This window comes from Crenobacter luteus, assembly GCF_004345725.1.
Lineage (GTDB): Bacteria > Pseudomonadota > Gammaproteobacteria > Burkholderiales > Chromobacteriaceae > Crenobacter > Crenobacter luteus.
In genome coordinates this window covers 14,913-37,022 of sequence record NZ_SLXG01000006.1, presented here as the reverse complement: position 1 = coordinate 37,022, position 22,110 = coordinate 14,913, and the positions used below count along the sequence as shown (strand labels likewise).

Here is a 22,110-nt window from a genome sequence, read left to right as displayed (position 1 = left end):
ACGCAACGCACCATGCTGCTGATCCCCGCTATCGACCTCAAAGACGGTCAATGTGTCCGCCTCAAGCAAGGCGTGATGGACGACGCCACCGTATTCTCCGACGACCCGGTCAAGGTCGCGCTGCACTGGCGCGAGCAGGGCGCGCGCCGCCTGCATCTGGTCGACCTGAACGGCGCGTTCGCCGGCAAGCCGAAGAACCTGCCCGTGATCCGCGACATCCTCGCCGAGGTCGGCGACGACATGCCGGTGCAGCTCGGCGGCGGCATCCGCGACCTGGACACGATCGAGAAATACCTCGACATGGGTCTCAAGCACGTGATCATCGGCACCGCCGCGGTGAAGAACCCCGGCTTCCTGCACGACGCGTGCGACGCGTTTCCGGGCCAGGTCATCGTCGGCCTCGACGCCAAGGACGGCATGGTCGCGATCGACGGCTGGGCCAAGGTCACCAACCACAACGTGATCGAGATGGCCCGCCGTTTCCAGGACTACGGCGTCGTGTCGGTGATCTACACCGACATCGGTCGCGACGGCATGATGAACGGCGTCAACATCGACGCCACCGTCAAGCTGGCGCAGGCGCTGACCATCCCGGTGATCGCGTCGGGCGGCCTGAGCAACCTCGACGACGTGCGCGCGCTGTGCGCGGTCGAGGACGAGGGCATCGAGGGCGCGATCACCGGCCGCGCGATCTACGAAGGCAGCATCCAGTTCGCCGAGGCGCAGTCGCTGGCCGACGAACTGTCGGCCGACTGAGCCGGCGAGGGCGAGCTTGGCCGAGCCCGTGGCGGCTCGGCCAAGCCGCGCCTTATTGAGGAAGAGAAGTCTATGGCACTGGCCAAACGCATCATCCCCTGTCTCGACGTGACCGCCGGTCGCGTCGTCAAGGGCGTCAATTTCGAAGGGCTGCGCGACGCCGGCGACCCGGTCGACATCGCGCGCCGCTACAACGACGAAGGCGCCGACGAGCTGACCTTCCTCGACATCACCGCCAGCTCCGACGACCGCGACCTGATCCTCTCCGTGATCGAATCGGTCGCCTCGCAAGTGTTCATCCCGCTGACCGTCGGCGGCGGCGTGCGCAAGGTGGACGACATCCGCCGCTTGCTCAACGCCGGCGCCGACAAGGTGTCGATCAACACCGCCGCGGTGAGCAACCCGCAGCTGGTCAAGGACGCGGCCGACCGCTTCGGCAGCCAGTGCATCGTCGTCGCGATCGACGCCAAGGCGGTGACGCCCGAGAACGACCGCTGGGAGATCTTCACCCACGGCGGCCGCAAGCCGACCGGGCTCGACGCGGTCGAGTGGGCCAAGAAGATGCAGGAGCTGGGCGCCGGCGAGATTCTGCTGACCAGCATGGACCGCGACGGCACCAAGATCGGCTTCAACCTGCCCTTGACGCGCGCGGTGTCCGACGCGGTCGACATCCCGGTGATCGCCTCGGGCGGCGTCGGCAAGCTGCAGCACCTGGTCGACGGCGTCAAGGAGGGCCACGCCGACGCGGTGCTGGCCGCCAGCATCTTCCACTTCGGCGAGCACACCGTGCGCGAGGCCAAGGAGGCGATGCGCGCCGCCGGCATCGAGGTGAGACTGTGACGGAAAGGTTGGCCGAGATGAGCGACAACGACTGGCTTGACGAGGTGAAGTGGGACGACAAGGGCCTCGTCACCGCGATCGCGCAGGACGCCGCCACGCAGCGCGTGCTGATGGTCGCGTGGATGAACCGCGAGAGCCTGCGACTGACCGCCGACACCGGCGTCGCCCATTACTGGAGCCGCTCGCGCAACAGGCTGTGGAAGAAGGGCGAGGAGTCCGGCCACCTGCAGACGGTCAAGGAGTTGCGCCTCGACTGCGACGGCGACGTGATCGTGATGCAGATCGAGCAGGCCGGTGGCATCGCCTGCCACACCGGCCGCGAGAGCTGCTTCTACCGCCGCTTCGAGAACGGCGGCTGGGTGGTCACCGACGCGGTGCTCAAGGACCCGGACGCGATCTACGCGCACGGCCACCGGCACTGAGCGCGCCGCGGCCGGTCGCACGCCGTTACGAAGCGGTAAATTTGCTGACATACAATACGGCGTTGGCCGAGCCCGACAAGCGGGGCCGGCGCCGCCGAAAGGGAGCGAAATGGACGCGGATCTTCTGATCAAGACGCTGGGCGACACGCTCGAGGCCCGCCGCCAGGCGGCGCCGGAGAGTTCCTACGTCGCCTCGCTGCTCAACAAGGGCGAGGACGCCATCCTCAAGAAGGTGATCGAGGAGGCCGGCGAGGTGCTGATGGCGTCCAAGGACGGCGACAAGCTGCCCCTGGTGCGCGAGGTGGCCGACCTGTGGTTCCACAGCATGGTGCTGCTGACCTGGCACGGCCTGCGCGCCGAGGACGTGCTGGCCGAGCTCAAGCGCCGCGAGGGCATCTCCGGCATCGACGAGAAGAACGCGCGGCCGCAGGGCTGACGCAAGGAGACGACGATGAGCGACTGTCTGTTCTGCAAGATCGCGGCGGGCGAGATCCCGGCGAACAAGGTGTACGAGGACGACGACTTCCTCGCCTTCCACGACATCCGCCCCAAGGCCGAGGTGCACTTCCTGATCATCCCGAAGGCGCACGTCGCCTCGCTGGCCGACTGCGGCCCCGAGCACGAGGCGATGCTCGGCCGGCTGCTGGCGCTGGCGCCCAGACTCGCGCGCGAGCAGGGCATCGGCGCCGGCTTCCAGACCCGCATCCACACCGGCGTCGCCGGCGGCCAGGAAGTGTTCCACCTGCACCTGCACGTGCTCGGCAACCGTCCGTGACGCGCCGCCCCGGCGCACTTTCGCGCGTCGGGCCTGGTCAAAAGACTGCAAACCGGGACGGGCGCGACGCGCCCGCCCGACGAGATGAGGAATGAATCATGGGTAGTTTCAGCCTGACGCACTGGCTGATCGTCTTGCTGGTGGTGGTGCTGATCTTCGGCACCAAGAAGCTGCGCAACATCGGTCAGGACCTGGGCGGCGCGGTCAAGGGCTTCAAGGAAGGCATGAAGGGCGACGACGAGAAGCCCGCCGACCCGCGCGTGATCGACGCCGAGTCGGACAAGAAGTAAGACCGCCGCGACGTGTTCGAGATCAGTTTCGGTGAACTGCTGCTGATCGGCGTCGTCGCGCTGGTCGTGCTCGGCCCCGAGCGGCTGCCCGCGGTCGCCCGCACCGCCGGCGCGCTGCTCGGCCGCCTGCAGCGCTTCGTCGCCAGCGTGAAGTCGGACATCCACCGCGAAACCGAGGCCGCCGGTCTGATCGGGCTCAAGGGCGAGCTTCAGGACGCCGCGCAGGTCTTCCAGCAGCGCCTCGAGGCCGAGATGCGCGAGGTGCGCGAAGCGAGCGCGCAGGTCGAGCGCGAGATCGCCGCCGCGCGCGGCGCGCCGGACGCGGCCGACCTCGCCGTCGTCGAGGCCGCCGAAGAGGCCCGGCAGGCCGCGCTGTTCGCCGCCGCGCCCGACGCGCCGGCCCCCCACCCCGCCGCCGAGGTCGACGAGAACCAGCTCGACCTCTTCGGCGATTCCGATCCGCCCGCCAAGTCGTCCCGCGCATGAACGAACAACCCTTGCTGGTCCACCTGATCGAACTCAGGACGCGGCTGGTGCGCGTCGTCGCCGGCGTGCTCCTCGTGTTCGCGGCGCTGTTCCACTGGTCGGGCGACATCTACCACCTGCTGGCCAGGCCGCTGCTCGACGTGCTGCCCGCCGGCGCGAGCATGATCGCGACCGACGTCACCGCGCCCTTCTTCGTGCCGATCAAGGTCACGCTCTTGGTCGCCTTCCTGGTCTCGTTGCCGAATACGCTGTACCAGGTCTGGGCCTTCGTCGCGCCCGGCCTGTACGCGCACGAGAAGCGGCTGATCCTGCCGCTGCTGTTTTCCAGCGTGGTGCTGTTCCTCGCCGGTATGGCCTTCGCCTACTTCCTGGTCTTCCCGGTGGTGTTCGGCTTCCTGTCGGCGGTGACGCCCGAGGGCGTCGCCATGGCGACCGACATCGACAAATACCTGTCCTTCGTGCTCGGCATGTTCGTCGCCTTCGGCGTGACCTTCGAGGTGCCGGTGGTGGTGATCGTGCTCAACCGCATGGGCGTGGTCAGCCTCGAGCAGCTGCGTCGCGCGCGCTCCTACGTGATCGTCGGCGCCTTCGTGATCGCCGCCATCGTCACGCCGCCCGACGTGCTGTCGCAGATCATGCTCGCCGTGCCGCTGTGGCTGCTGTACGAGTTCGGCATTGTGATGTCGGCCGTCATCAACCGTCCTTCCGCAGAAAAGACCGCATGACTTCCCGTTCGCTGTTCCATTACGGCGCGATCGCCAGCCTGATCGCGCTGATCCTCCTGTCGCTGGCCTGGGAGTTGGTGCTCGCGCCGCTGCGCCCCGGCGGCTCCTTCCTCGCGCTCAAGGCGGTGGTCCTGCTGCTGCCGCTGATGGGCATCCTCAAGGGCCGTGTCTACACCTACCAGTGGTCGAGCATGTTCATCCTCGCCTTTTTCACCGAGGGCGTGATGCGCGGCTGGGGCGATTCCGGCCTGTCGCAGCGGCTGGCCTGGCTCGAGGTCGCGCTGACGGTGGCCTTCTTCGCCTGCGTGGTGCTGTTCGTGCGCAGCGTGCGGATCGAGAACACCCGCGCCGCCGCGCGCCGCTAGGGTCGGCCGAGGCCTAGGCGTGAAAAACCCCGGTCCTGCGACCGGGGTTTTTTCGTCGCCGCCGCGCTCAGACCGCGAAGCGGTTCAGGCCGGCGTTCAGTTCGTCCGACAGCGCGGTCAGCTCGGCGGCCAGCGCGCGCGCCGCCTCGACCGCCTGGTGCGTGCTGTCGTTCATGTGTGCGATGCGCTCGACGTTCTGCGCGATGTCCTGACTGGCCTGCCCCTGCTCGCCGACCGCGCGCGCCATCTCGGCCGCCTTGTCGAGCGACTGCGCGCACAGCGCGTGGATGCGCGTCAGCGAGGCGGAGACCGCGCCGGCGCCGGCGACGCCCGAGTCGATGCGCTCGCCGGCCGCGTGCATGCTGTCGACCGCCGCGCGGGTGTCGTCCTGCACCGCGGCGATGCGCGACGAGATCTCGCCGGTCGCCTGGCTGGTGCGCTCGGCCAACTTGCGTACCTCGTCGGCGACCACGGCGAAGCCGCGGCCCGACTCGCCGGCGCGCGCCGCCTCGATCGCGGCGTTCAGCGCCAGCAGGTTGGTCTGCTCGGCGATGTCGCGGATCACTTGCACGATGTCGCCGATTTCGTTCGAGCGCAGGTTCAGCCGCTCGATCAGCGCGTTCGCTTCGCCGATCTCGGCGGCGATGCGGCGGATGTCCTCGGCGGTGCGCCCGGCCAGCCGGCCGCCCTCGTGCGCCTCGTCGCTGGCCTGGCGCGCCTGCGCCTCGACGCCGGCGGCGCCCTGCGCCATCACCTGCAGGCTGACGGTCATTTCCTCGATCGCGGCGGCGCTCGCCTGCGTCGCCTCGGTCTGGCGTGCCGAGCCGTCGGCGACCCGGCGGCTGATGTCGGACAGCTGGCGCGCGCCGTCGACCAGGTGGTCGGCGTGGCGGTGCGATTCGCGGATCAGCTCGCGCATGGTCGCGATCAGCGACGCGAGCGAGCCGGACAGGCGGCCGATCTCGTTGCGACCGCAGTCGGGCAGCGCGGTGTTCAGGTCGCGCGTCTGGGCCAGCGTCGCGCTGGCGGCGGCGATCGCCGACAGCGGACGGCGGATCGACGCGACCACCGCCCAGGCGAAGGCGCCGCCGAACAGCACCGCCAGGCCGACCAAGAGCTGCTGGGTGCGCCGCGCCGAGGCGGTCGCGGCGTCGATCTCGTCGCGCAGGCGGCCGACGGCGGCGCCGGCGTCGTCGGCCAGCGCCGACAGCGTGCCCTCCATGCTGCGCACCGCGCCCTTGTGCGCTTCGAACGCGACGTTGGCCGAGGCGGTGTCGGCGAGCTCGCCGCCCTCGATGCGGCGGTAGATCGCGGCGAAGCCCTGCTCGTAGGCGTCGACCCGCTCGCCCAGCTCGGCGATGCGCCGGGCGCTGTCGCCGCCGATCGGATGCGCGGCGGCGGCGGCGAGGCTGGCGCGGGTCTGGCCGACCGTCTCCTGCCAGCGGCGGTAGTAGTCGGCGCGCCGGCGCTCGTCGGCCAGGTTGATCAGCGCGTCCTTCTCGAAGCGGCGCAGGTCGCCGACGCGCTGGCGGGTGTCCTGGACCGCGCGGTAGAAGGCGAGGTCGCGCCCGACGACCGCGTCGACGGTGCTTTCGATGCGGCCCAGTTGCAGATGGTTGACGAGGCCCGAGGCCGCCAGGATGGCCAGCAGCAGGGCGAAGCCCGCGACGATGCGCGAGGCAATCGAGAGATTGCGCATGTGAGGGAGTCCGGTATGGGTGGTCGGGAGGGCCTTGTGCTGTGCGGGTCTGACGCCCGTAGGGTGCCGCGCGGCGCGCGGTCCCGGCCCGCGCGAGAAGCTAGCACAACTTCATGACGTCAATGTGACAAGCCGAGCGCCGAAAGTGTGTTGGCGGTGGTGTCGCGCGCGACGGTCTCGACCGGCACGCCGCGCAGCGTCGCCAGCAGCGCGGCGAAGGCGGCGACGTTGGCCGGCCGGTTCGGCCAGGCCTGCGCCCATTGCGGGCGGATGTCGGGCGAGTCGGTCTCGAGCACGATGGCCGAGGCCGGCAGCGTCGCCGCCAGCGCGCGGATGCGCCGGGAGCCGGCGTAGCTCATCGCGCCGCCGAAGCCGAGCCTGAGCCCCTGGCGCAGGAAGGCGTCGGCCTGCTGCGCGCTGCCGTTGAAGGCGTGCGCGATGCCCGACTCGACCCGTTCCTGGCGCAGGTATTTGAGCACGCGGTCCTGGCTGCGCCGCAGGTGCACGATCACCGGCAGGCCGTGGCGGCGCGCCAGTCTGAGCTGTTCGACGAACAGCGCCTCCTGCCGCGCCGCGTCGAGGCCGGGCAGGTAGAAGTCGAGCCCGATCTCGCCGACGGCGACCGGCCGGTGCGCGACGATCGCCGCCTCGAGTTGGCCGAGGTGGTCGTCGAGGTGGCGGTCGACGTAGATCGGGTGCAGGCCGAGGGCGACCAGACAGCCGTAGCGCGCGCGCATCGCCAGCGTGCTCGCGAAGTTGGCGACCGCGACCGCCGGCACGACGATCTGACCGACGCCGGCGGCGCGCGCCTCGTCCACCGCCGCGTCGCGGATCGCGTCCAGTTCGGGCGCGTCGAGGTGGCAGTGGCTGTCGATCAGGCCGCAATCGGGGCTGGCAGGCAAAAACATGTCATTGTCAAGTCAAAAAAAGGGGAAAATGGGGAATCCGTACAAGCCGAACCCTTTCCCGAACCCCGATGATAATGCGTTTGCGACCTCTGCTGCTGCTGGGCGGCGTGCTGTGGCTGGCGATGACGGCGCTGATCGCCGCCGCCTTCGTCAGTCGTGCCGTGCGGCACGCCGAGCAGATGTTCGAGCGCCACGTGCAGCAGATCGCCGACGGCGTCGGCCAGCGTGTGCTCGCCAACGAGGCGGTGCTCGACGCCTACGCCGCCTACACGCTGGTCGACGGCCCGTCGCCGGGCGAGGAGGAGCGGCTGTACACCCGCCAGATGATGCGCCGCTACCCGCAGATCGTCGCGATGGAGCGCGTCGAGCGCGTGCCCGGCGCCGAGCGCGGCCGCGTCGAGCGCTATCTGGCCGAGCGCTACGGCCCGGCCGTGACGCTGTTCGGCTTCGACCACCAGACCCGCCGCGTCGTCGAGCCGCTGCCGCCGCGCGACGAATATTTCCCGGTGCTGTTCGTCGAGCCGATGACGGTCGGCGGCGCGCGTGTGATCGGGCTCGACGTCGGCTACGCCGACTTCCAGCGCGAGACGCTGCTGGCGTCGGTCGACGCCGGCCACGCGGTCGCCTCGCGGCCCTATCCGCTGATCGAGGGCCAGACCGGCTACCTGCTGATGCGGCCGGCCGATACGGCCGGCGCGCCGCGCCGCTTCGTCGGCATGGTGGTCAACAGCGAGTTGTTCGCGCCGCAACGGGCCGAACTGCCCGACGGCATGCGCGTCAGACTGTGGCATTCGCGTTACGGCCCGGACGACCGCCACGGCCGCTTCTTCGACAAGGCTGCCAGCGCCGCGCGCAGCCCGCTCGAGACGCTGTTGTTCCCGCGCCTGACGGCGACGCGCCGCGTCGGCAGCGACAGCCAGCCCTTCATGCTCGACGCGAGCTGGCAGCTGGGCTGGTCGCAGCTGGGGGCCTTCGAGTGGGGGCTGATGGCGCTGCTGTCGGCGGGCCTTCTGGCGGCGACGGGCTTGGGCCTGTCCGGCGCGCTGCGCCGTCACGAGCGGCGGCGTGCGCGCGAGGACCACCTGTTCCGCCTCGCCAACTACGACACGCTGACCGGTCTGCCGAACCGTCTGCTGTTCTACGACCGCCTGCAGCATGCGATCAGCGGCCAGCCGCGCAGCGGCCGGCGGCTGGCGGTGCTCTTTCTCGACCTGAACCGTTTCAAGCCGGTCAACGACACCTACGGCCACGCGGCCGGCGACGCGGTGCTCAAGGTGCTGGCGCAGCGGCTGACCGGCGCGCTGCGCGCCGAGGACACCGTCGCGCGGCTGGGCGGCGACGAGTTCGTCGTGCTGCTCGAGCGCGTCGGCGGCAACGACGACGTCGATACGCTGGTCGTGCGGCTGAAAAACGTGGTCGGCCAGCCCATCGAGGTCGACGGCCGCAGCGTGGTGCTCGGCGTCAGCGTCGGCGTGGCCTACTACCCGGAGGACGGCCTGCTGATCGACGAGCTGCTCGCCGCCGCCGACCGCAAGATGTACGGCAGCAAGGGCAGGGCGGCGGCCGCGCGCTGACGGCGCGGTGGGCGAGCCCTTCCCGGCAAAGCGAAACGGCCCGCGCGGGGCCGTTTTTTGTGCGATGGCGCGTGCGCGTCGGCTCAGCTGATGCGCTCGATGTGCGCGCCGACCGCGCCGAGCTTCTTCTCGATGTGTTCGTAGCCGCGGTCGAGGTGGTAGATGCGGTCGACCACCGTCTCGCCGTCGGCGACCAGGCCGGCGATCACCAGGGACGCCGACGCGCGCAGGTCGGTCGCCATCACGTTGGCGCCGGACAGGCGCTCGACGCCGTGACAGATCGCGGTGTTGCCCTCGACCTCGATGCGCGCGCCCATGCGGTTCAGCTCCGGCACGTGCATGAAGCGGTTCTCGAAGATGGTCTCGGTGACCACGCCGGTGCCCTCGGCGATCGCGTTCAGCGTCATGAACTGCGCCTGCATGTCGGTCGGGAAGGCCGGGTAGGGCAGCGTGCGCAGGTTGACCGCGCGCGCGCGGCGCTTCATGTCGAGCGAAATCCAGCTGTCGCCGGCCTCGACCACCGCGCCGGCCTCGACCAGCTTGTCGAGGATGGCGTCCATGCTGCCCGCGTCGGCGTCGCGCAGCACGAGGTGGCCGCGCGTCGCGGCGGCGGCGACGAGGAAAGTCCCCGCCTCGATGCGGTCGGGCATGATCGCGTGTTCGCAGCCGTGCAGCGCATCGACGCCCTCGATCACGAGACGGTCGCTGCCGATGCCGGAGATCCTGGCGCCCATCTTGACGAGACAGTGCGCCAGGTCGGTCACCTCGGGCTCGCGCGCGGCGTTTTCGAGCACGGTGGTGCCCTCGGCCAACGTGGCGGCCATCAACAGGTTCTCGGTCGCGCCGACCGACACCATGTCCATCACCACGCGCGCGCCACGCAGCTTGCCGCGCGCCTTCACGTAGCCGTGCTCGATCTCGACCTCGGCGCCCATCGCGACCAGGCCCTTGATATGGATGTCGACCGGGCGGCTGCCGATCGCGCAGCCGCCGGGCAAGCTGACGGTCGCCTCGCCGAAGCGCGCGAGCATCGGCCCGAGCACCAGGATCGACGCGCGCATGGTTTTCACCAGTTCGTACGGCGCGAACAGCTTGTCGATGCCGGCCGCGTGGATGTCGACCACGCTGACGCCGTCGCACGACACGGCCGCGCCCATGCCCGCGAGCAGCTCCTGCGTGGTCGCCACGTCGCGCAGCATCGGCACGTTGGTGAAGCGCATCGCGTCGCCGGTCAACAGCGCGGCGCACAGGATGGGCAGCGCCGCGTTCTTGGCGCCGGAGACGCGGATCTCGCCGTTGAGCGGACCGTTGCCGCGGATCAGCAGTTTGTCCATGTCGGGGTCAGCCTTGCTGCTCGGCCCACTCTTCCGGGCTCAGGGTTTTCATCGACAGCGCGTGGATTTCGTCGCCGAGGCGGCCGGCCAGCGCCTGGTTCACCAGGCGGTGGCGTTCGACCAGCCGCTTGCCCGAGAACAGCGGGCTGACGATCACCGCGTCGAAGTGGGCGCCGTCGCCGGTTACGGTCAGGTGGGTGCAGACGAGGCCAGCCTCGATGTATTGCTTGACGAGTTCGGGGGTCACCATGGCAAAGGTCCTAGGGGAATGGTGGATAACGGTTTTTTTTAGTGTCGGAGTTTGTAGCCGGAGCCGATCATGCGCAAGGCGAGCGAGGCCAGCGCGACGAAGCTGGCGCCGACGACCGCGAGCGACAGCCACGGCGACACGTCGGCCTGGCCGAAGAAGCCGTAGCGGAAGCCGTCGATCATGTAGAACACCGGGTTCGCGTGCGACACCGCGCGCCACAGCGGCGGCAGGCTGGCGATCGAGTAGAACACGCCGGACAGGAAGGTCAGCGGCATGATGATGAAGTTCTGGAACGCCGCCAGCTGGTCGAACTTCTCCGCCCAGATGCCGGCGATGATGCCGAGCGAACCGAGCACGCCGCAGCCGAGCGCGGCGAACACCAGCGCCCACAGCGGGTGCGTCGGCCACGGCAGGCCGAAGGCGGCGGTGACGGCGAGCACGCCGGCGCCGACCAGCAGCCCGCGGCAGACCGCCGCCAGCAGGTAGGCGGCGGTGAATTCGAGCGCGGTCAAGGGCGGCAAGAGGATGAAGACGATGTTGCCGGTGACCTTGGACTGGATCAGGCTCGACGAGCCGTTGGCGAACGCGTTCTGCGCCATCGACATCATCGCCAGGCCCGGGATCAGGAAGGCGGTATAGCTGACGCCCGGGTAGGCCTCGACGTGGTTTTCCAGCACATGCGCGAAGATCAGCTGGTAGAGCAGCGCGGTCAGCACCGGCGCGGCGACGGTCTGGAAGGCGACCTTCCAGAAACGCAGCAGCTCCTTCCGGAACAGCGTGTAAAAACCGGTGAAGTTGATCATGCCGTCCGGCTCCCCCGCATCATGTTGACGAACACCGTCTCGAGGTCGGTCTCGACCAGCGTCAGGTCGCGCACCTCGAGTCCCGCCTCGCGCACCGCGGCGAGCACGGTCTCGAGCGCGGCCGGCTCGGCCAAGGCGAGCACCTGACGACCGTCCTCCTCGCGCGTTTTCAAGGCCTCAAGCGCGGCGGGCAGCGGGCCGGACAGCTTGAGCGCGACCTCGCGGCCGGCGCTCTGCGCCAACAGCTTTTCCTTCGGCTCGAGCGCGATCAGGCGGCCGCGCTTGAGCATCGCGATGCGGCCGCACAGCGTCTCGGCCTCCTCGAGGTAGTGCGTGGTCAGCACGATGGTGTGGCCGGCGTCGTTCAGTTCCTGCACGAAGTCCCACAGGCTCTGGCGCAGTTCGACGTCGACGCCGGCGGTCGGCTCGTCGAGCACGATGACCGGCGGCCGGTGCACCAGCGCCTGCGCGACCATCACGCGGCGTTTCATGCCGCCCGACAGCGCGCGCATATTGGCGTTGGCCTTCTCGGTCAGGCCGAGCTTGAACAAGAGCTCGTCGATCCACGCGTCGTTGCGCTTGATGCCGAAGTAGCCGGACTGGAACACCAGCGTTTCGCGCACGGTGAAGAAGGGGTCGAACACCAGCTCCTGCGGCACGACGCCGAGCGCCATGCGCGCGTCACGGAAGTCGTGCACCGTATCGTGGCCCATGACGCGGATGGTGCCCTCGTCCTGGCGCGCCAGGCCGGCCAGCGCCGAGATCAGCGTGGTCTTGCCGGCGCCGTTCGGGCCGAGGAGGGCGAAGAACTCGCCCTGCCGGACGGAAAAGCTCACGTCGTCCAGCGCGGTCAGCGTGCCGTAGCGCTTGGAGACGCCGACGATGTCGATCGCAGTGCTCATGCGGGAATAGGCCGGGGTGGCGGAAAAAGAGGCGGATTATAGCGCGTCGTGCGGTGCGCCGTCATCCGCGTCGAGCCAGCAGTCGCCCACGAAAACCCCTTGAAAATAAGGGCTTAGACAGGCGGTGCCGCAGTCGGGCAGCGGCAGGTTCCGCGGCGTCAGCAGCCAGATGTGGACGATGCCCTTGACCAGGGCCTGCAGACCGGCCGCGGCGTGGCAGGGCGTGGTGCCGGCGGAGAGTTGGCCGAGCCTTTGCGCTGCCTCGAAGGCGCGCGTCAGGTGGCCGTGGCAGCGTTCCTGCCCGCGCTCGTTTTCGACCTGGATCGCGTCCATCTCGCCGACCAGCTCGCAGCGCAGGTTGATGATGCCGATCACGCGGGTGATCCGCGCGTCGCCGGTGATCGTCGCCAGCACGCGGTTCACGTGGCGCCACAGCGCGCGCGCCGGGTTGACGGCCGCCTCGGCCTCGAGCGCATCGAACAGCGCGAAGAACGACGGCTCGATGCGCTGGCACATCGCGGTGAACAGGTCGACCTTGTTCTGGAAGTGCCAGTAGATCGCGCCGCGCGTGAGGCCGGCTGCCTGCGCGATGTCGGCGAGCGAGGTGCGGCTGACGCCCTTTTCCCAGAACAGCGTCTCGGCGGTATCGAGCAAAAGGCTGCGGGTCTGTTCGGCTTCTTCACGGGTGCGGCGAACCATGGCGGTCTCGATCTGTGTTGCAACGGGGGCGAAGTGTAGCGAGCCGGGGGGCGCTTGTGTCGCCCGGCGCGCCGTATCTTCGATGCAATCTTACATACATACGAGAATGTATGTAAAATCACCCCGTCCAGGGTAAGCAATCGTATTGGCCCGCGCGGCCTGTTGTAGTGAAATGACATATTCGGATCAAATAGATAAAGGAGAGCGGGTCGTGCGAAGCGAAGCGTTCAAAGTCGTGAAATCAGGGGGGCGCCTCGCCGCGCTGGTGGCGCTGGCGGTGGGCCTGGCCGCCTGCGGCAAGGAGGGCAGCCCCGCCGCCCAGGGCAATCCGCCGCCGGTGCCGGTCGCGGTGATCACCGCCGCGGCGCGCGATGTGCCGGTCGCCTTCGAGTTCGTCGGCCAGACGGCCGGCTCGCGCGAGGTCGAGGTGCGCGCGCGCGTCGGCGGCATTCTCGTCAAGCGCGCCTATACCGAGGGCAAGCCGGTCAGGGCCGGCGACCTGTTGTTCCAGATCGACCCGGCGCCGTTCCAGGCCGCGCTCGACCAGGCGCAGGGCGCGCTCAAGGTCGAGGAGGCGCAGCTGGCGCGCACGCGCCAGGACTACGACCGCATCCTGCCGCTGTTCAAGGAGAACGCCGTCAGCCAGAAGGACCGCGACGACGCGCAAGCGGCCTACCAGTCGGCGCAGGCCTCGGTCGCCGCCGCGCGCGCGCGGCTGAAGGAGGCGCAGATCAACCTCGGTTACACCCGCGTCACCGCGCCGATCTCGGGCATGACCAGCAAGGAGGTGCGCTCCGAGGGCAGCCTGGTCAGCACCGGCGGCGACAGCCTGCTGACCACGATCTCGCAGATCGACCCGATGTACGTGAACTTCTCGTTTTCGGACAACGACCTGCTGGCCTTCCGCCGTGACGAGCAGTCGGGCAAGTTGAAGCTGCCCGAGGGCAAGAACTTCGAAGTCAGCCTCAAGCTGGCCGACGGTTCGAGCTACGCCAAGAGCGGCCGGCTGAACTTCACCGACAACCTGGTCGATTCTTCGACCGGCAGCGTGCGCGCGCGCGCCGAGTTCGCCAACCCCGGCGGCGAGCTGCTGCCGGGCCAGTTCGTGCGCGTCTTCCTCAACGGCGCGCGTCGCGTCAACGCGATCCTGATCCCGCAGCGCGCGGTGCTGACCGCGCAGCAGGGCAAGCTGGTATGGGTGGTCGGCGCCGACAGCACCGTCGCGCCGCGACCGGTCACGCTCGGCACCGAGATTGGCGACCAGGTGCTGGTCGAGGCCGGCCTCAAGCCCGGCGACAAGGTGGTGGTCGACAACATCATCAAGCTGCGGCCGGGCGCCAAGGTCGCGGCGTCGCCGGCCAAGCCCGCCGCCCAGCCCGCGGCGCAGTCCTGATCGCGTCGCCAAGGAGAGCCCATGTTTTCCGCATTTTTCATCCGGCGGCCGATCTTCGCGTCGGTGCTGTCGATCGTCATCATGCTGGCGGGCCTGGCGGCCATCCGCGCGTTGCCGATCGAGCAGTACCCGCAGATCGTCCCGCCGACCGTGTCGGTCGCGGCCAACTACCCCGGCGCGTCGGCCGAGGTGATCGCCGACACCGTCGCCGCGCCGCTCGAGCAGGCGATCAACGGCGTCGACGACATGCTGTACATCCAGTCGTCGAGTTCGAGCAACGGCACGCTGAACCTGTCGGTGACGTTCAAGGTCGGCACCGACGCCGACCAGGCGACCATCAACGTCAACAACCGCGTGCAGTCGGCGCTCGCCAAGCTGCCCGAGGAAGTGCGCCGTCAGGGCGTGACGGTCAAGAAGCGTTCGACGTCCTTCCTGCAGGTGATCTCGATCTACTCGCCCGACAAGGCCTACGACACGCTGTTCATCAGCAACTACGCGGCCTTGAACGTGATCGACGAGCTGGCGCGCACGCCGGGCGTCGGCGAGGTGGTCAACTTCGCCGGCCAGGACTACTCGATGCGCGTGTGGCTGCGGCCGGACAAGCTCGCGCAGCTGAAGCTGACGCCGGGCGACGTCGCCGCGGCGATCCGCGAGCAGAACTCGCAGTTCGCCGCCGGCAAGGTCGGCGCCGAGCCGCTCGCCAAGACGCAGGAGTTCACCTACACGGTGACCACCCAGGGCCGCCTGACTGACGCCAAGGAGTTCGAGAACATCATCGTGCGCTCGAACCCTGACGGCTCGACCGTGCGCGTCAAGGACGTCGCGCGCGTCGAACTCGGGGCGCTGAACTATACCTTCTACGGCAAGCACAACGGCCGGCCGACCATCCCGATCGGCATCTACCTCGCGCCGGGCGCCAACCAGCTCGACACCGCGAAGGCGGTCGAGGAGACGATGGCGCGGCTGTCGAAGAGCTTCCCGCAGGGCCTGTCGTACGACATCCCGTACAACACGACGCGCTTCGTCGAGGTGTCGATCCACGAGGTGATCAAGACCTTGGCCGAGGCCATGGTGCTGGTGTTCCTCGTCGTCTACCTGTTCCTGCAGAACTGGCGTGCGACGCTGATCCCGTCGCTCGCGGTGCCGGTGTCCATCGTCGGCACCTTCGCCGGCATGTACCTGTTGGGCTTCTCGATCAACACGCTGACGCTGTTCGGCATGGTGCTGTCGATCGGCATCGTGGTCGACGACGCGATCGTCGTGCTCGAGAACGTCGAGCGCATCATGAGCCAGGAGGGCAAGTCGCCGGTCGACGCGACCTTCCAGGCGATGCGCGAGGTCAGCGGGCCGGTGGTCGCCATCGTGCTGGTGCTGTGCTCGGTGTTCATCCCGGTCGCCTTCCTCGGCGGCATCGCCGGCCAGATGTACAAGCAGTTCGCGATCACCATCGCGGTGTCGGTCAGCATTTCGGGCCTGGTCGCGCTGACGCTGACGCCGGCCTTGTGCGCGCTGATCCTCAAGCCCGGCCACCAGGCCTCGCACGCCTTCTTCGACAAGTTCAACGACTGGTTCGACCGCCAGACCGCCCGCTACACCGCCGGCGTGCGCTTCTTCATCAGGCGCTCGGCGCTGGGCATGCTGCTGTTCGCCGGTCTGATCGTCGTCTGCGTCGGCCTGTTCAGGCTGATCCCGACCAGCCTCGCGCCGGACGAGGACCAGGGCTACATCATCAGCGCGACTATCCTGCCCGACGCCTCGTCGATCAAGCGCACCGAGGCGGCGATGGACCAGATGGACGCGATGGTGCTGAAGAACCCGGCGGTCAAGGACGTGATGAGTTTCGCCGGCTTCGACATCCTGTCGGGCGCGAACAAGACCAACGCCGGCGCGACCTTCATCACGCTCAAGCCGTGGGACGAGCGCACCGCGCCGGAGCAGAGCGCGCAGTCGCTGGTCGGCCAGGTGTTCGCCATGGGCGCGCAGATCAAGGACGCCTTCGTGCTGGCGTTCAACCCGCCGCCGATCTCGGGCATGTCGAACACCGGCGGCTTCGAGGGCTATCTGCAAAGCCGCGCCGGCGGCGACGTGCACGCGCTCGGCGAGATGACGCAGAAGCTGGTGGCAGCCGCCGCCAAGCGCCCCGAACTGGCCGGCGTGCAGACCACCTTCAGCCCGAACGTGCCGCAGCTTTACGTGTCGCTCGACCGCGAGAAGGCCAAGGCGCTCGGCGTGCCGGTCAACGAGGTGTTCGACACGCTGCAGAGCACCTTCGGCGCGCTGTACGTGAACGACTTCAACAAGTTCGGGCGCATCTTCCGCGTGCAACTGCAGGCCGACGCCGACTTCCGCGCCAAGGCCGACGACATCCGCTTCATCTACGTGCGCTCGAAGAGCGGCGACATGATCCCGCTGTCGGCGCTGGTCAACATCGAGCAGAGCACCGGCCCGGAGACGCTGGAGCGCTTCAACGTGTTCCCGGCGGCCAAGCTGGTCGGCGGCCCGGCGCCCGGCTACAGCTCGGGCGAGGCGCTCGCCGCGATGGAAGCGGTCGCGCGCGAGGTGCTGTCCGACGACTACAGCCTCGCGTGGAGCGGTTCGGCCTTCCAGGAGAAGTCGACCTCGGGCTCGTCGGCGGTGGTGTTCGTGTTCGGCATGATCATGGTGTTCCTGATCCTCGCCGCGCAGTACGAGCGCTGGACGCTGCCGGTCGCGGTGCTGATGGCGGTGCCGTTCGCGGTGTTCGGCGCGCTCGCCGCCAACTGGCTGCGCGGGCTCGCCAACGACGTGTACTTCCAGGTCGCGCTGGTGACGCTGATCGGGCTGGCGGCGAAGAACGCGATCCTGATCGTCGAATTCGCCGTGCTGAAGATGGAAGAGGGGCTGGAGTTGGCCGAGGCGGCGATCGCCGCGGCGCGGCTGCGTTTCCGCCCTATCGTGATGACCTCGCTGGCCTTCGTGCTCGGCTGCGTGCCGCTGGCGATCTCGACCGGCGCCGGCGCGGCCAGCCGGCACTCGATCGGCACCGGCGTGATCGGCGGCATGCTGGCGGCGACCTTCATCGCCACCTTCCTGATCCCGCTGTTCTTCTTGCTGATCATGAAATGGACCGGCGGCGCCGAGCGCAAGACGCACGAGGCGAGCGCCGAAGAAGGGAGTGCCCCATGATGAAACGCTTGCTGCCGCTCGCGGCGGCGGTCGCGCTGAGCGCGTGCGCGGTCGGCCCCGATTACCAGCGCCCCGGCGTCGAGCTGCCCGATAGCTGGACGAGCGCGCCCGCCGCCGGACCCGGCGCCGCCGAGGCCGCCGCGCTCGACGCGCGCTGGTGGGAGCGCTTCGGCGACGCCGAGCTGTCGCGGCTGATCGACGAGGCGCTGGCGCACAACCGCGACCTCGTCGCCGCCGCCGCGCGCGTCGACGAGGCGGCCGCGCTGTCGAGCCAGGCGCGCGCGGCGCTGTTGCCGCGGCTGGACGCCAACGCCGGCTACAGCCGCGGCCGTCGCTCGGCCGAGACCAGCACGCCGGGCTCGCCGCTGGTGTCCGACGTGCGCAGCGCCAATGCGGTGCTGTCGTGGGAGGCCGACCTGTGGGGCGGCCTGCGCCGCGGCAACGAGGCGGCGCGCGCCGAGTTCGCCGCCAGCCGCTACAGCCGCGAGGCGTCGCGGCTGGCGATCGCCGCCCAGGTCGCCGACAGCTACTTCCAGCTGCGCGCCTTCGACGCTCAGTTGCAAATCGCGCGCGACACGCTCAACACGCGCGAGCAGACGCTGAAGCTGCAGGAGCGCCGCTTCAAGGGCGGCGTGACCTCGGCGCTCGACCTGCGGCAGGCCGAGGCCGAGGCCGCGGCGGCGCGCGCCGCGGTACCGACGCTCGAGCAGTCGGTCGGCCAGACCGAGCGCGCGCTGTCGGTGCTGGTCGGCAAGAGCCCGCGCACGCTGGCGACGCCGCCGGCGCGCGGCAAGACGCTGGCGGCGCTGGCGATCCCGCCGGCGGTGCCGGCCGGCCTGCCGTCCGAGCTGCTGGCGCGCAGGCCTGACCTAGCCGCCGCCGAGGCGCGCCTGGTCGCCGCCAACGCGCGCATCGGCGAGGCGCGCGCCGCCTACTTCCCGTCGATCAAGCTGACCGCGCAGACCGGCTCGGAGAGCCTCGCGCTCGCCAGCCTGTTCAGCGGGCCGGCGCGCACCTGGGCCTTCGTCGCCAACCTCGCGATGCCGGTCTTCGACTTCGGCGCGACGGCGGCCCGCGTCGACGCCGCGAACGCGCGCCAGCGCCAGGCGCTGGCCGGCTACGAGAAAGCGGTGCAGGACGCCTTCCGCGAGACCTTCGACGCGCTGCAGGCGCAGGGCACCAGCGCCGACGCCGAGGCGGCGCTGGCGACGCAGGCGCGCGCGCTGCGCGACACGCTGCGTCTGGCGCGGCTGCGCTACGACAACGGCTATTCGAACTACCTCGAAGTGCTCGACGCCGAGCGCGGCGTCTACCGCGCCGAGCAGGCGCTGATCGACGCGCGGCTGACGCGGCTGCGCGCGGTGCTGGCGCTGTACAAGGCGATGGGCGGCGGCTGGCAGAACGGCGACGCGACGCCGGGCTGAGCCGGCGGCGTCAACGACAGAGGGCCGTCCCGCGAGGGGCGGCCCTTTTTGCGTTCCGGCTCGGCCAACGTTGGCCGAGGATCAGCGCGCCGCCGTGGCGTCGTCGCGGCGCGTCAGCCGCCAGTAGCGCGCGTGCCGCTCGGCGGCGCGCCCGAGCGCGTCCGGCGCGTCGCTGTGCCATTCGAGGGAGCCGTCGCGGTCGCTGCGCGCGACGCGGACGCCGAGCCCGTCCAGCCGCGCGAGCACGCCCGGATGCGGATGGCGGTAGCGGTTGCGGTAGCCGACGCCTATCCACGCCCAGCGCGGCGCGACGGCCGTCAGCAGCGCCGCGCTGCCCGAGGTGCGGCTGCCGTGGTGCGGCACGACCAGCACCGTGCTGTCGAGCGCGCCGCCGTGCTTCTCGACCAGCGCCGCCTCGCGCTCGGCCGGCAGGTCGCCGGCGACGAGCAGCGCGGCGCCGTCGCGCGCGGCGACGCGCAGCACGCAGCTTTTCGCGTTGTCGCCGGCGTCAGGCGGCGCGCCGGGGGTCAGGAAGGCGAAGCGCACGCCGTCCCAGTCCCATGCGAGCCCGTCGGCGCAGTGTGCGGCCGCGAGCGGCAGCGCCCGCGTCGTCTCCGGCTGGCCGGCGTAGAGCCGCGCGACCGGCAGTTGTGCGACGAGGCTCGCCGCCGCGCCGTCGTGGTCGGCGTCGTGGTGCGACAGCACCAGCGCGTCGAGCGCGTCCACGCCCCAGCCGGCGAGCGCCGGCGCGAGCGTCCGAGCGGCCTCGCCCGCACCGGTGTCGTACAGCAGCGCGTGGCGGCGCGTCTCGACCAGCAGCGCCAGCCCCTGGCCGACGTCGACGAGGCGCGCGCGGAAGTGGCCATCGTCCGGCGCCGCCGGACGGTAGGCGAGCAGCGGCACGACGCAGGCGAGGCCGAAGACGCGGCCCGGCACCGCGGGCGGCGCGAGCGCCCAGGCGGTGCCGGCCAGCGCGAGCGCGACGAGCGGCCACGGCGCGGCGGCGAGCGTGACGGCCGGCAGCCGGGAGGCCGCGTCGACGGCGGCGAGAAAGCCCTCGGCCAACATACCGGCCGCCACGAGCGGCGCGTCGAAGGGCAGCGCGAGCGCCGCGAGCGCCAGCGGCGTCAACAGGCCGGAGACCAGCGGGATCGCGACCGCGTTGGCCAGCGGCGAGACCCACGGCAGGCTGCCGAAAAAGGCCGCCAGCGGCGCGACCGACGCCAGCGAGGCGGCCCACTGCGCGTCGGCGAAGCCCCTTGCCTTGCCGCGCGGCGCGCGCCGTCCGACGTTGCGCGCGAGCAGCGCGCCGACGAGGCCGAACGACAGCCACAGGCCGGGTGCGAGCGCGGCGAAGGGGTCGATCGCGAGCACCGCCGCGAGCGCGAGGCTCCACGCCGACCACGCCGACAGGCCGCGCGCGGCGACCAGGGCGAGGCCGAAGGCGGCGAGCATGTAGAGGCTGCGCTGCGTCGGCACCGACCAGCCGGCCAGGAGCGCGTAGCCGCAGGCCGCCGCGAGGCCCGCCAGCGTCGCGAGCACGCGCGGCGGCGCACGCGGCGACGGACGCAGGCAGCCGAACCGGTAGGCGAGCGCGCCGACCAGCGCCGCCAGCAGCGTCACGTGCAGGCCCGAGATCGACACCAGATGGGTGAGGCCGGTCGCGGCGAACTGCCGCCACTGCGCGGGCGCGATCGCCTGCTGCTGGCCGACCGTCAGCGCGCCGACGAGCGCGGCGGCCGGCGTGTCGCCGAGCGTCGCGCGGATGCGTTGCCACAGCGCGTCGCGCACGCGGTCGACGCGCGCGAGCGGGTCGCGGGCGTCGGCCAGCCGCTGCCGGCCCCGGCCGACGGTGCCGGTCGCCAGCAGCCCCTCCGACCACAGCCACGCCTCGGCGTCGAAGCCGGCGTCGTTCAGCGTGCCGTGCGCGCGCCGGAGCTTGACGGTGAGCCGCCAGCGGCTGCCCGGCGGCCAGTCGCCGCCGTGGTAGTCGGACAGCAAAAGCCGCGACGGCAACGGCGCCTCGGCCGTCTCGACGTCGAACACCAGGCGGCTGCCCCAGTCCCGCGCTTGCGCGAAGCCACGCACCGTCCCGGCGACGCCCAGCGGCACGCCCTCGAGCGCGGCGGGCAGCGCCTCGGCCAACCTCGTCTCGGCGCGCCACGCCGCCCAGCCGACGCCGAGCGCGAACAGCGCCAGCGCCGTGGCGGTCGTTTGCCAGCGCTTCGCCGCCGCGGCCGCCGCCACGGCGGCGCCGACGGCGAGCCGCCAGTCGGGCAGCGCCGGCAGGAAGGCGACGATCAGCAGGCCGGCGATCAGCGCGGCCAGCGGCAGGGGCGTGAGGCGCATGTCCGTATTATGAATATGGAATGACGCGCCGCCAGCGGCACGGCGTTGCCGCGCCGGCGCGCATCGCTTATCGTGCCGGCTCGAACGATGGAGCGCGCGATGGCCTTTCCCCTTTTCCTGTCCGATCCCGAGCGGCGCGAGCGCGCCGAGGAGCTGGCGCGCCGCTACGGCCTGCACGTCGTCGCGGCGCCGCCGGCGACCGGCTACTGGCTGGAGCTGACCGCCGCGCGGCTGGAACTCGCCGCCGCCGCGGGCCACGGCGCGGTGTTCGCCGACTTCGTCGACGGCGCGGCGCGCCACCGGCGCGAGTTCGGCGGCGGGCGCGGCCAGCCGGTCGCGCGCGCGGTCGGCCTCAAGGGCGCGGCGACGCCGAGCGTGGTCGACGCGACCGCCGGCCTCGGCCGCGACGCCTTCGTGCTGGCCAGCCTCGGCTGCGCGGTGACGCTGATCGAGCGCTCGCCGGTCGCCGCCGCCTTGCTCGACGACGCGCTCGAGCGCGCGTCGCGCGACGACACGACCGCGCCGATCGCCGCGCGGATGACGCTGGTGCACGCGGACGCCGCCGAGTGGCTGTCCACCTTGGCCGAGGACGCACGCCCCGACGTGGTGTATCTGGACCCGATGTTCCCCGACACCGGCAAGAGCGCGGCGGCCAAGAAGGATATGCAGGCTTTTCAGAGCGTGATCGGCGACGACCTCGACGCCGACAGGCTGCTGGTCGCCGCGGTCGCGGCGGCGAAGAAGCGCGTGGTGGTCAAGCGCCCGCGGTTGGGCGCGCCGCTGGCGGGCGTCGCGCGCAGCGGCGAGCTGCCGGGCAAGAGCACGCGCTTCGACCTGTACGCGCCGCGCCCGGTGCCCCTTGCGGGGCCGGGCGGGTAACGGTCTGTAAAAACAGCCGTTTACGACGGGTCGTGCGGGAAAACCCCAGGTCCTTTCCCCGCCCCGCGCGCG

At 70.7% G+C, this 22,110-nt stretch carries 22 protein-coding genes; 14 read left to right on the top strand and 8 right to left on the bottom strand.

Annotated elements, in window-relative coordinates; genetic code table 11:
* The first annotated feature begins 12 nt into the window (after positions 1-12).
* The 9 genes from hisA to EV683_RS05315 all read left to right on the top strand — a co-directional run bounded on the left by hisA (position 13) and on the right by EV683_RS05315 (position 4,659).
* Positions 13-756 (top strand): 1-(5-phosphoribosyl)-5-[(5-phosphoribosylamino)methylideneamino]imidazole-4-carboxamide isomerase, encoded by a 744-nt coding sequence (gene hisA, locus EV683_RS05355; RefSeq protein ID WP_066611198.1) that lies wholly within the window; start codon positions 13-15, stop codon positions 754-756.
* A gap of 72 nt (positions 757-828) precedes the next feature.
* Entirely contained in the window at positions 829-1,596 is a 768-nt protein-coding gene (gene hisF, locus EV683_RS05350; RefSeq protein ID WP_066611199.1) for an imidazole glycerol phosphate synthase subunit HisF, read from the top strand.
* Positions 1,597-1,613: 17 nt separating this feature from the next.
* Positions 1,614-2,018, top strand: coding sequence for a phosphoribosyl-AMP cyclohydrolase (hisI, locus tag EV683_RS05345; RefSeq protein ID WP_131862094.1), 405 nt, complete (start codon positions 1,614-1,616; stop codon positions 2,016-2,018).
* A gap of 109 nt (positions 2,019-2,127) precedes the next feature.
* Positions 2,128-2,454, top strand: coding sequence for a phosphoribosyl-ATP diphosphatase (locus EV683_RS05340; protein ID WP_131862093.1), 327 nt, complete (start codon positions 2,128-2,130; stop codon positions 2,452-2,454).
* Between the two features lie 15 nt (positions 2,455-2,469).
* A complete protein-coding gene (locus EV683_RS05335) occupies positions 2,470-2,793 on the top strand; it encodes a histidine triad nucleotide-binding protein (protein ID WP_066611202.1) in 324 nt (107 codons plus the stop codon).
* 98 nt (positions 2,794-2,891) lie between these two features.
* Complete coding sequence (gene tatA, locus EV683_RS05330) at positions 2,892-3,083, top strand: Sec-independent protein translocase subunit TatA (protein WP_066611204.1); 192 nt, start codon at positions 2,892-2,894, stop codon at positions 3,081-3,083.
* 12 nt (positions 3,084-3,095) lie between these two features.
* Positions 3,096-3,569, top strand: a complete 474-nt coding sequence (gene tatB, locus EV683_RS14390) for a Sec-independent protein translocase protein TatB (RefSeq protein ID WP_207910404.1) — start codon at positions 3,096-3,098, stop codon at positions 3,567-3,569.
* Positions 3,566-4,294 carry a twin-arginine translocase subunit TatC gene (gene tatC / locus EV683_RS05320; protein WP_066611209.1) on the top strand — a complete coding sequence of 243 codons (729 nt, stop codon included), beginning with the start codon at positions 3,566-3,568 and terminating at the stop codon, positions 4,292-4,294. Before tatB ends, tatC begins: the two co-directional genes overlap by 4 nt.
* Positions 4,291-4,659, top strand: coding sequence for a DUF2069 domain-containing protein (locus EV683_RS05315; RefSeq protein ID WP_131862092.1), 369 nt, complete (start codon positions 4,291-4,293; stop codon positions 4,657-4,659). Before tatC ends, EV683_RS05315 begins: the two co-directional genes overlap by 4 nt.
* Positions 4,660-4,726: 67 nt before the next feature.
* On the opposite strand, the gene EV683_RS05310 is transcribed toward EV683_RS05315, so the two are convergent.
* Positions 4,727-6,358: a methyl-accepting chemotaxis protein gene (locus tag EV683_RS05310; protein WP_131862091.1), complete on the bottom strand. Its 1,632-nt coding sequence runs from the start codon at positions 6,356-6,358 to the stop codon at positions 4,727-4,729.
* A 119-nt stretch (positions 6,359-6,477) separates the two neighbouring features.
* Entirely contained in the window at positions 6,478-7,266 is a 789-nt protein-coding gene (locus tag EV683_RS05305) for a TatD family hydrolase (RefSeq protein WP_066611212.1), read from the bottom strand.
* Positions 7,267-7,340: 74 nt separating this feature from the next.
* Between EV683_RS05305 and EV683_RS05300 the strand changes: the two genes are divergently transcribed.
* Entirely contained in the window at positions 7,341-8,840 is a 1,500-nt protein-coding gene (locus tag EV683_RS05300; protein WP_165916790.1) for a sensor domain-containing diguanylate cyclase, read from the top strand.
* Between the two features lie 83 nt (positions 8,841-8,923).
* Here the strand turns inward: EV683_RS05300 and murA are convergent, their stop codons facing one another.
* The 5 genes from murA to EV683_RS05275 are packed head-to-tail and all read right to left on the bottom strand — an operon-like array spanning position 8,924 to position 12,828.
* Positions 8,924-10,174 (bottom strand): UDP-N-acetylglucosamine 1-carboxyvinyltransferase, encoded by a 1,251-nt coding sequence (gene murA / locus EV683_RS05295; protein ID WP_066611216.1) that lies wholly within the window; start codon positions 10,172-10,174, stop codon positions 8,924-8,926.
* A 7-nt stretch (positions 10,175-10,181) separates the two neighbouring features.
* The gene (locus tag EV683_RS05290; RefSeq protein ID WP_066611218.1) at positions 10,182-10,424 is read right to left on the bottom strand and encodes a BolA family protein; all 243 of its coding nucleotides are present in this window, start codon (positions 10,422-10,424) and stop codon (positions 10,182-10,184) included.
* A 38-nt stretch (positions 10,425-10,462) separates the two neighbouring features.
* Positions 10,463-11,227, bottom strand: coding sequence for an ABC transporter permease (locus EV683_RS05285; protein WP_131862090.1), 765 nt, complete (start codon positions 11,225-11,227; stop codon positions 10,463-10,465).
* Positions 11,224-12,129 carry an ABC transporter ATP-binding protein gene (locus EV683_RS05280; protein ID WP_131862089.1) on the bottom strand — a complete coding sequence of 302 codons (906 nt, stop codon included), beginning with the start codon at positions 12,127-12,129 and terminating at the stop codon, positions 11,224-11,226. The genes EV683_RS05285 and EV683_RS05280 overlap by 4 nt, the downstream gene beginning before the upstream one ends.
* A gap of 36 nt (positions 12,130-12,165) precedes the next feature.
* On the bottom strand, positions 12,166-12,828 hold the full coding sequence (locus EV683_RS05275; protein WP_131862088.1) for a TetR family transcriptional regulator: 663 nt from the start codon (positions 12,826-12,828) through the stop codon (positions 12,166-12,168).
* Positions 12,829-13,039: 211 nt separating this feature from the next.
* Between EV683_RS05275 and EV683_RS05270 the strand changes: the two genes are divergently transcribed.
* From EV683_RS05270 to EV683_RS05260, 3 genes are read left to right on the top strand one after another with little or no spacing between them, the layout of a single operon-like run.
* A complete protein-coding gene (locus EV683_RS05270; RefSeq protein WP_243694721.1) occupies positions 13,040-14,221 on the top strand; it encodes an efflux RND transporter periplasmic adaptor subunit in 1,182 nt (393 codons plus the stop codon).
* Between the two features lie 21 nt (positions 14,222-14,242).
* Positions 14,243-17,386: an efflux RND transporter permease subunit gene (locus EV683_RS05265; protein ID WP_066611231.1), complete on the top strand. Its 3,144-nt coding sequence runs from the start codon at positions 14,243-14,245 to the stop codon at positions 17,384-17,386.
* Positions 17,383-18,810 (top strand): efflux transporter outer membrane subunit, encoded by a 1,428-nt coding sequence (locus tag EV683_RS05260; protein WP_131862086.1) that lies wholly within the window; start codon positions 17,383-17,385, stop codon positions 18,808-18,810. The genes EV683_RS05265 and EV683_RS05260 overlap by 4 nt, the downstream gene beginning before the upstream one ends.
* Positions 18,811-18,891: 81 nt before the next feature.
* Here EV683_RS05260 and EV683_RS05255 read toward each other — a convergent pair whose 3' ends face one another.
* Positions 18,892-21,159: a DNA internalization-related competence protein ComEC/Rec2 gene (locus EV683_RS05255; RefSeq protein WP_131862085.1), complete on the bottom strand. Its 2,268-nt coding sequence runs from the start codon at positions 21,157-21,159 to the stop codon at positions 18,892-18,894.
* Positions 21,160-21,258: 99 nt separating this feature from the next.
* Between EV683_RS05255 and EV683_RS05250 the strand changes: the two genes are divergently transcribed.
* A complete protein-coding gene (locus EV683_RS05250) occupies positions 21,259-22,038 on the top strand; it encodes a class I SAM-dependent methyltransferase (RefSeq protein WP_131862084.1) in 780 nt (259 codons plus the stop codon).
* The last annotated feature ends 72 nt before the right edge of the window (positions 22,039-22,110 follow it).

Excerpts from the sequence above, each read along its gene's own strand:
- hisA (WP_066611198.1), top strand. The coding sequence starts at position 13 with ATGCTGCTGATCCCCGCTATCGACCTCAAAGACGGTCAATGTGTCCGC.
- hisF (WP_066611199.1), top strand. The coding sequence starts at position 829 with ATGGCACTGGCCAAACGCATCATCCCCTGTCTCGACGTGACCGCCGGT.
- hisI (WP_131862094.1), top strand. The coding sequence starts at position 1,614 with ATGAGCGACAACGACTGGCTTGACGAGGTGAAGTGGGACGACAAGGGC.
- EV683_RS05340 (WP_131862093.1), top strand. The coding sequence starts at position 2,128 with ATGGACGCGGATCTTCTGATCAAGACGCTGGGCGACACGCTCGAGGCC.
- EV683_RS05335 (WP_066611202.1), top strand. The coding sequence starts at position 2,470 with ATGAGCGACTGTCTGTTCTGCAAGATCGCGGCGGGCGAGATCCCGGCG.
- tatA (WP_066611204.1), top strand. The coding sequence starts at position 2,892 with ATGGGTAGTTTCAGCCTGACGCACTGGCTGATCGTCTTGCTGGTGGTG.
- tatC (WP_066611209.1), top strand. The coding sequence starts at position 3,566 with ATGAACGAACAACCCTTGCTGGTCCACCTGATCGAACTCAGGACGCGG.
- EV683_RS05315 (WP_131862092.1), top strand. The coding sequence starts at position 4,291 with ATGACTTCCCGTTCGCTGTTCCATTACGGCGCGATCGCCAGCCTGATC.
- EV683_RS05310 (WP_131862091.1), bottom strand. The coding sequence starts at position 6,358 with ATGCGCAATCTCTCGATTGCCTCGCGCATCGTCGCGGGCTTCGCCCTG.
- EV683_RS05305 (WP_066611212.1), bottom strand. The coding sequence starts at position 7,266 with ATGTTTTTGCCTGCCAGCCCCGATTGCGGCCTGATCGACAGCCACTGC.
- EV683_RS05300 (WP_165916790.1), top strand. The coding sequence starts at position 7,341 with ATGCGTTTGCGACCTCTGCTGCTGCTGGGCGGCGTGCTGTGGCTGGCG.
- murA (WP_066611216.1), bottom strand. The coding sequence starts at position 10,174 with ATGGACAAACTGCTGATCCGCGGCAACGGTCCGCTCAACGGCGAGATC.
- EV683_RS05290 (WP_066611218.1), bottom strand. The coding sequence starts at position 10,424 with ATGGTGACCCCCGAACTCGTCAAGCAATACATCGAGGCTGGCCTCGTC.
- EV683_RS05285 (WP_131862090.1), bottom strand. The coding sequence starts at position 11,227 with ATGATCAACTTCACCGGTTTTTACACGCTGTTCCGGAAGGAGCTGCTG.
- EV683_RS05280 (WP_131862089.1), bottom strand. The coding sequence starts at position 12,129 with ATGAGCACTGCGATCGACATCGTCGGCGTCTCCAAGCGCTACGGCACG.
- EV683_RS05275 (WP_131862088.1), bottom strand. The coding sequence starts at position 12,828 with ATGGTTCGCCGCACCCGTGAAGAAGCCGAACAGACCCGCAGCCTTTTG.
- EV683_RS05265 (WP_066611231.1), top strand. The coding sequence starts at position 14,243 with ATGTTTTCCGCATTTTTCATCCGGCGGCCGATCTTCGCGTCGGTGCTG.
- EV683_RS05260 (WP_131862086.1), top strand. The coding sequence starts at position 17,383 with ATGATGAAACGCTTGCTGCCGCTCGCGGCGGCGGTCGCGCTGAGCGCG.
- EV683_RS05255 (WP_131862085.1), bottom strand. The coding sequence starts at position 21,159 with ATGCGCCTCACGCCCCTGCCGCTGGCCGCGCTGATCGCCGGCCTGCTG.
- EV683_RS05250 (WP_131862084.1), top strand. The coding sequence starts at position 21,259 with ATGGCCTTTCCCCTTTTCCTGTCCGATCCCGAGCGGCGCGAGCGCGCC.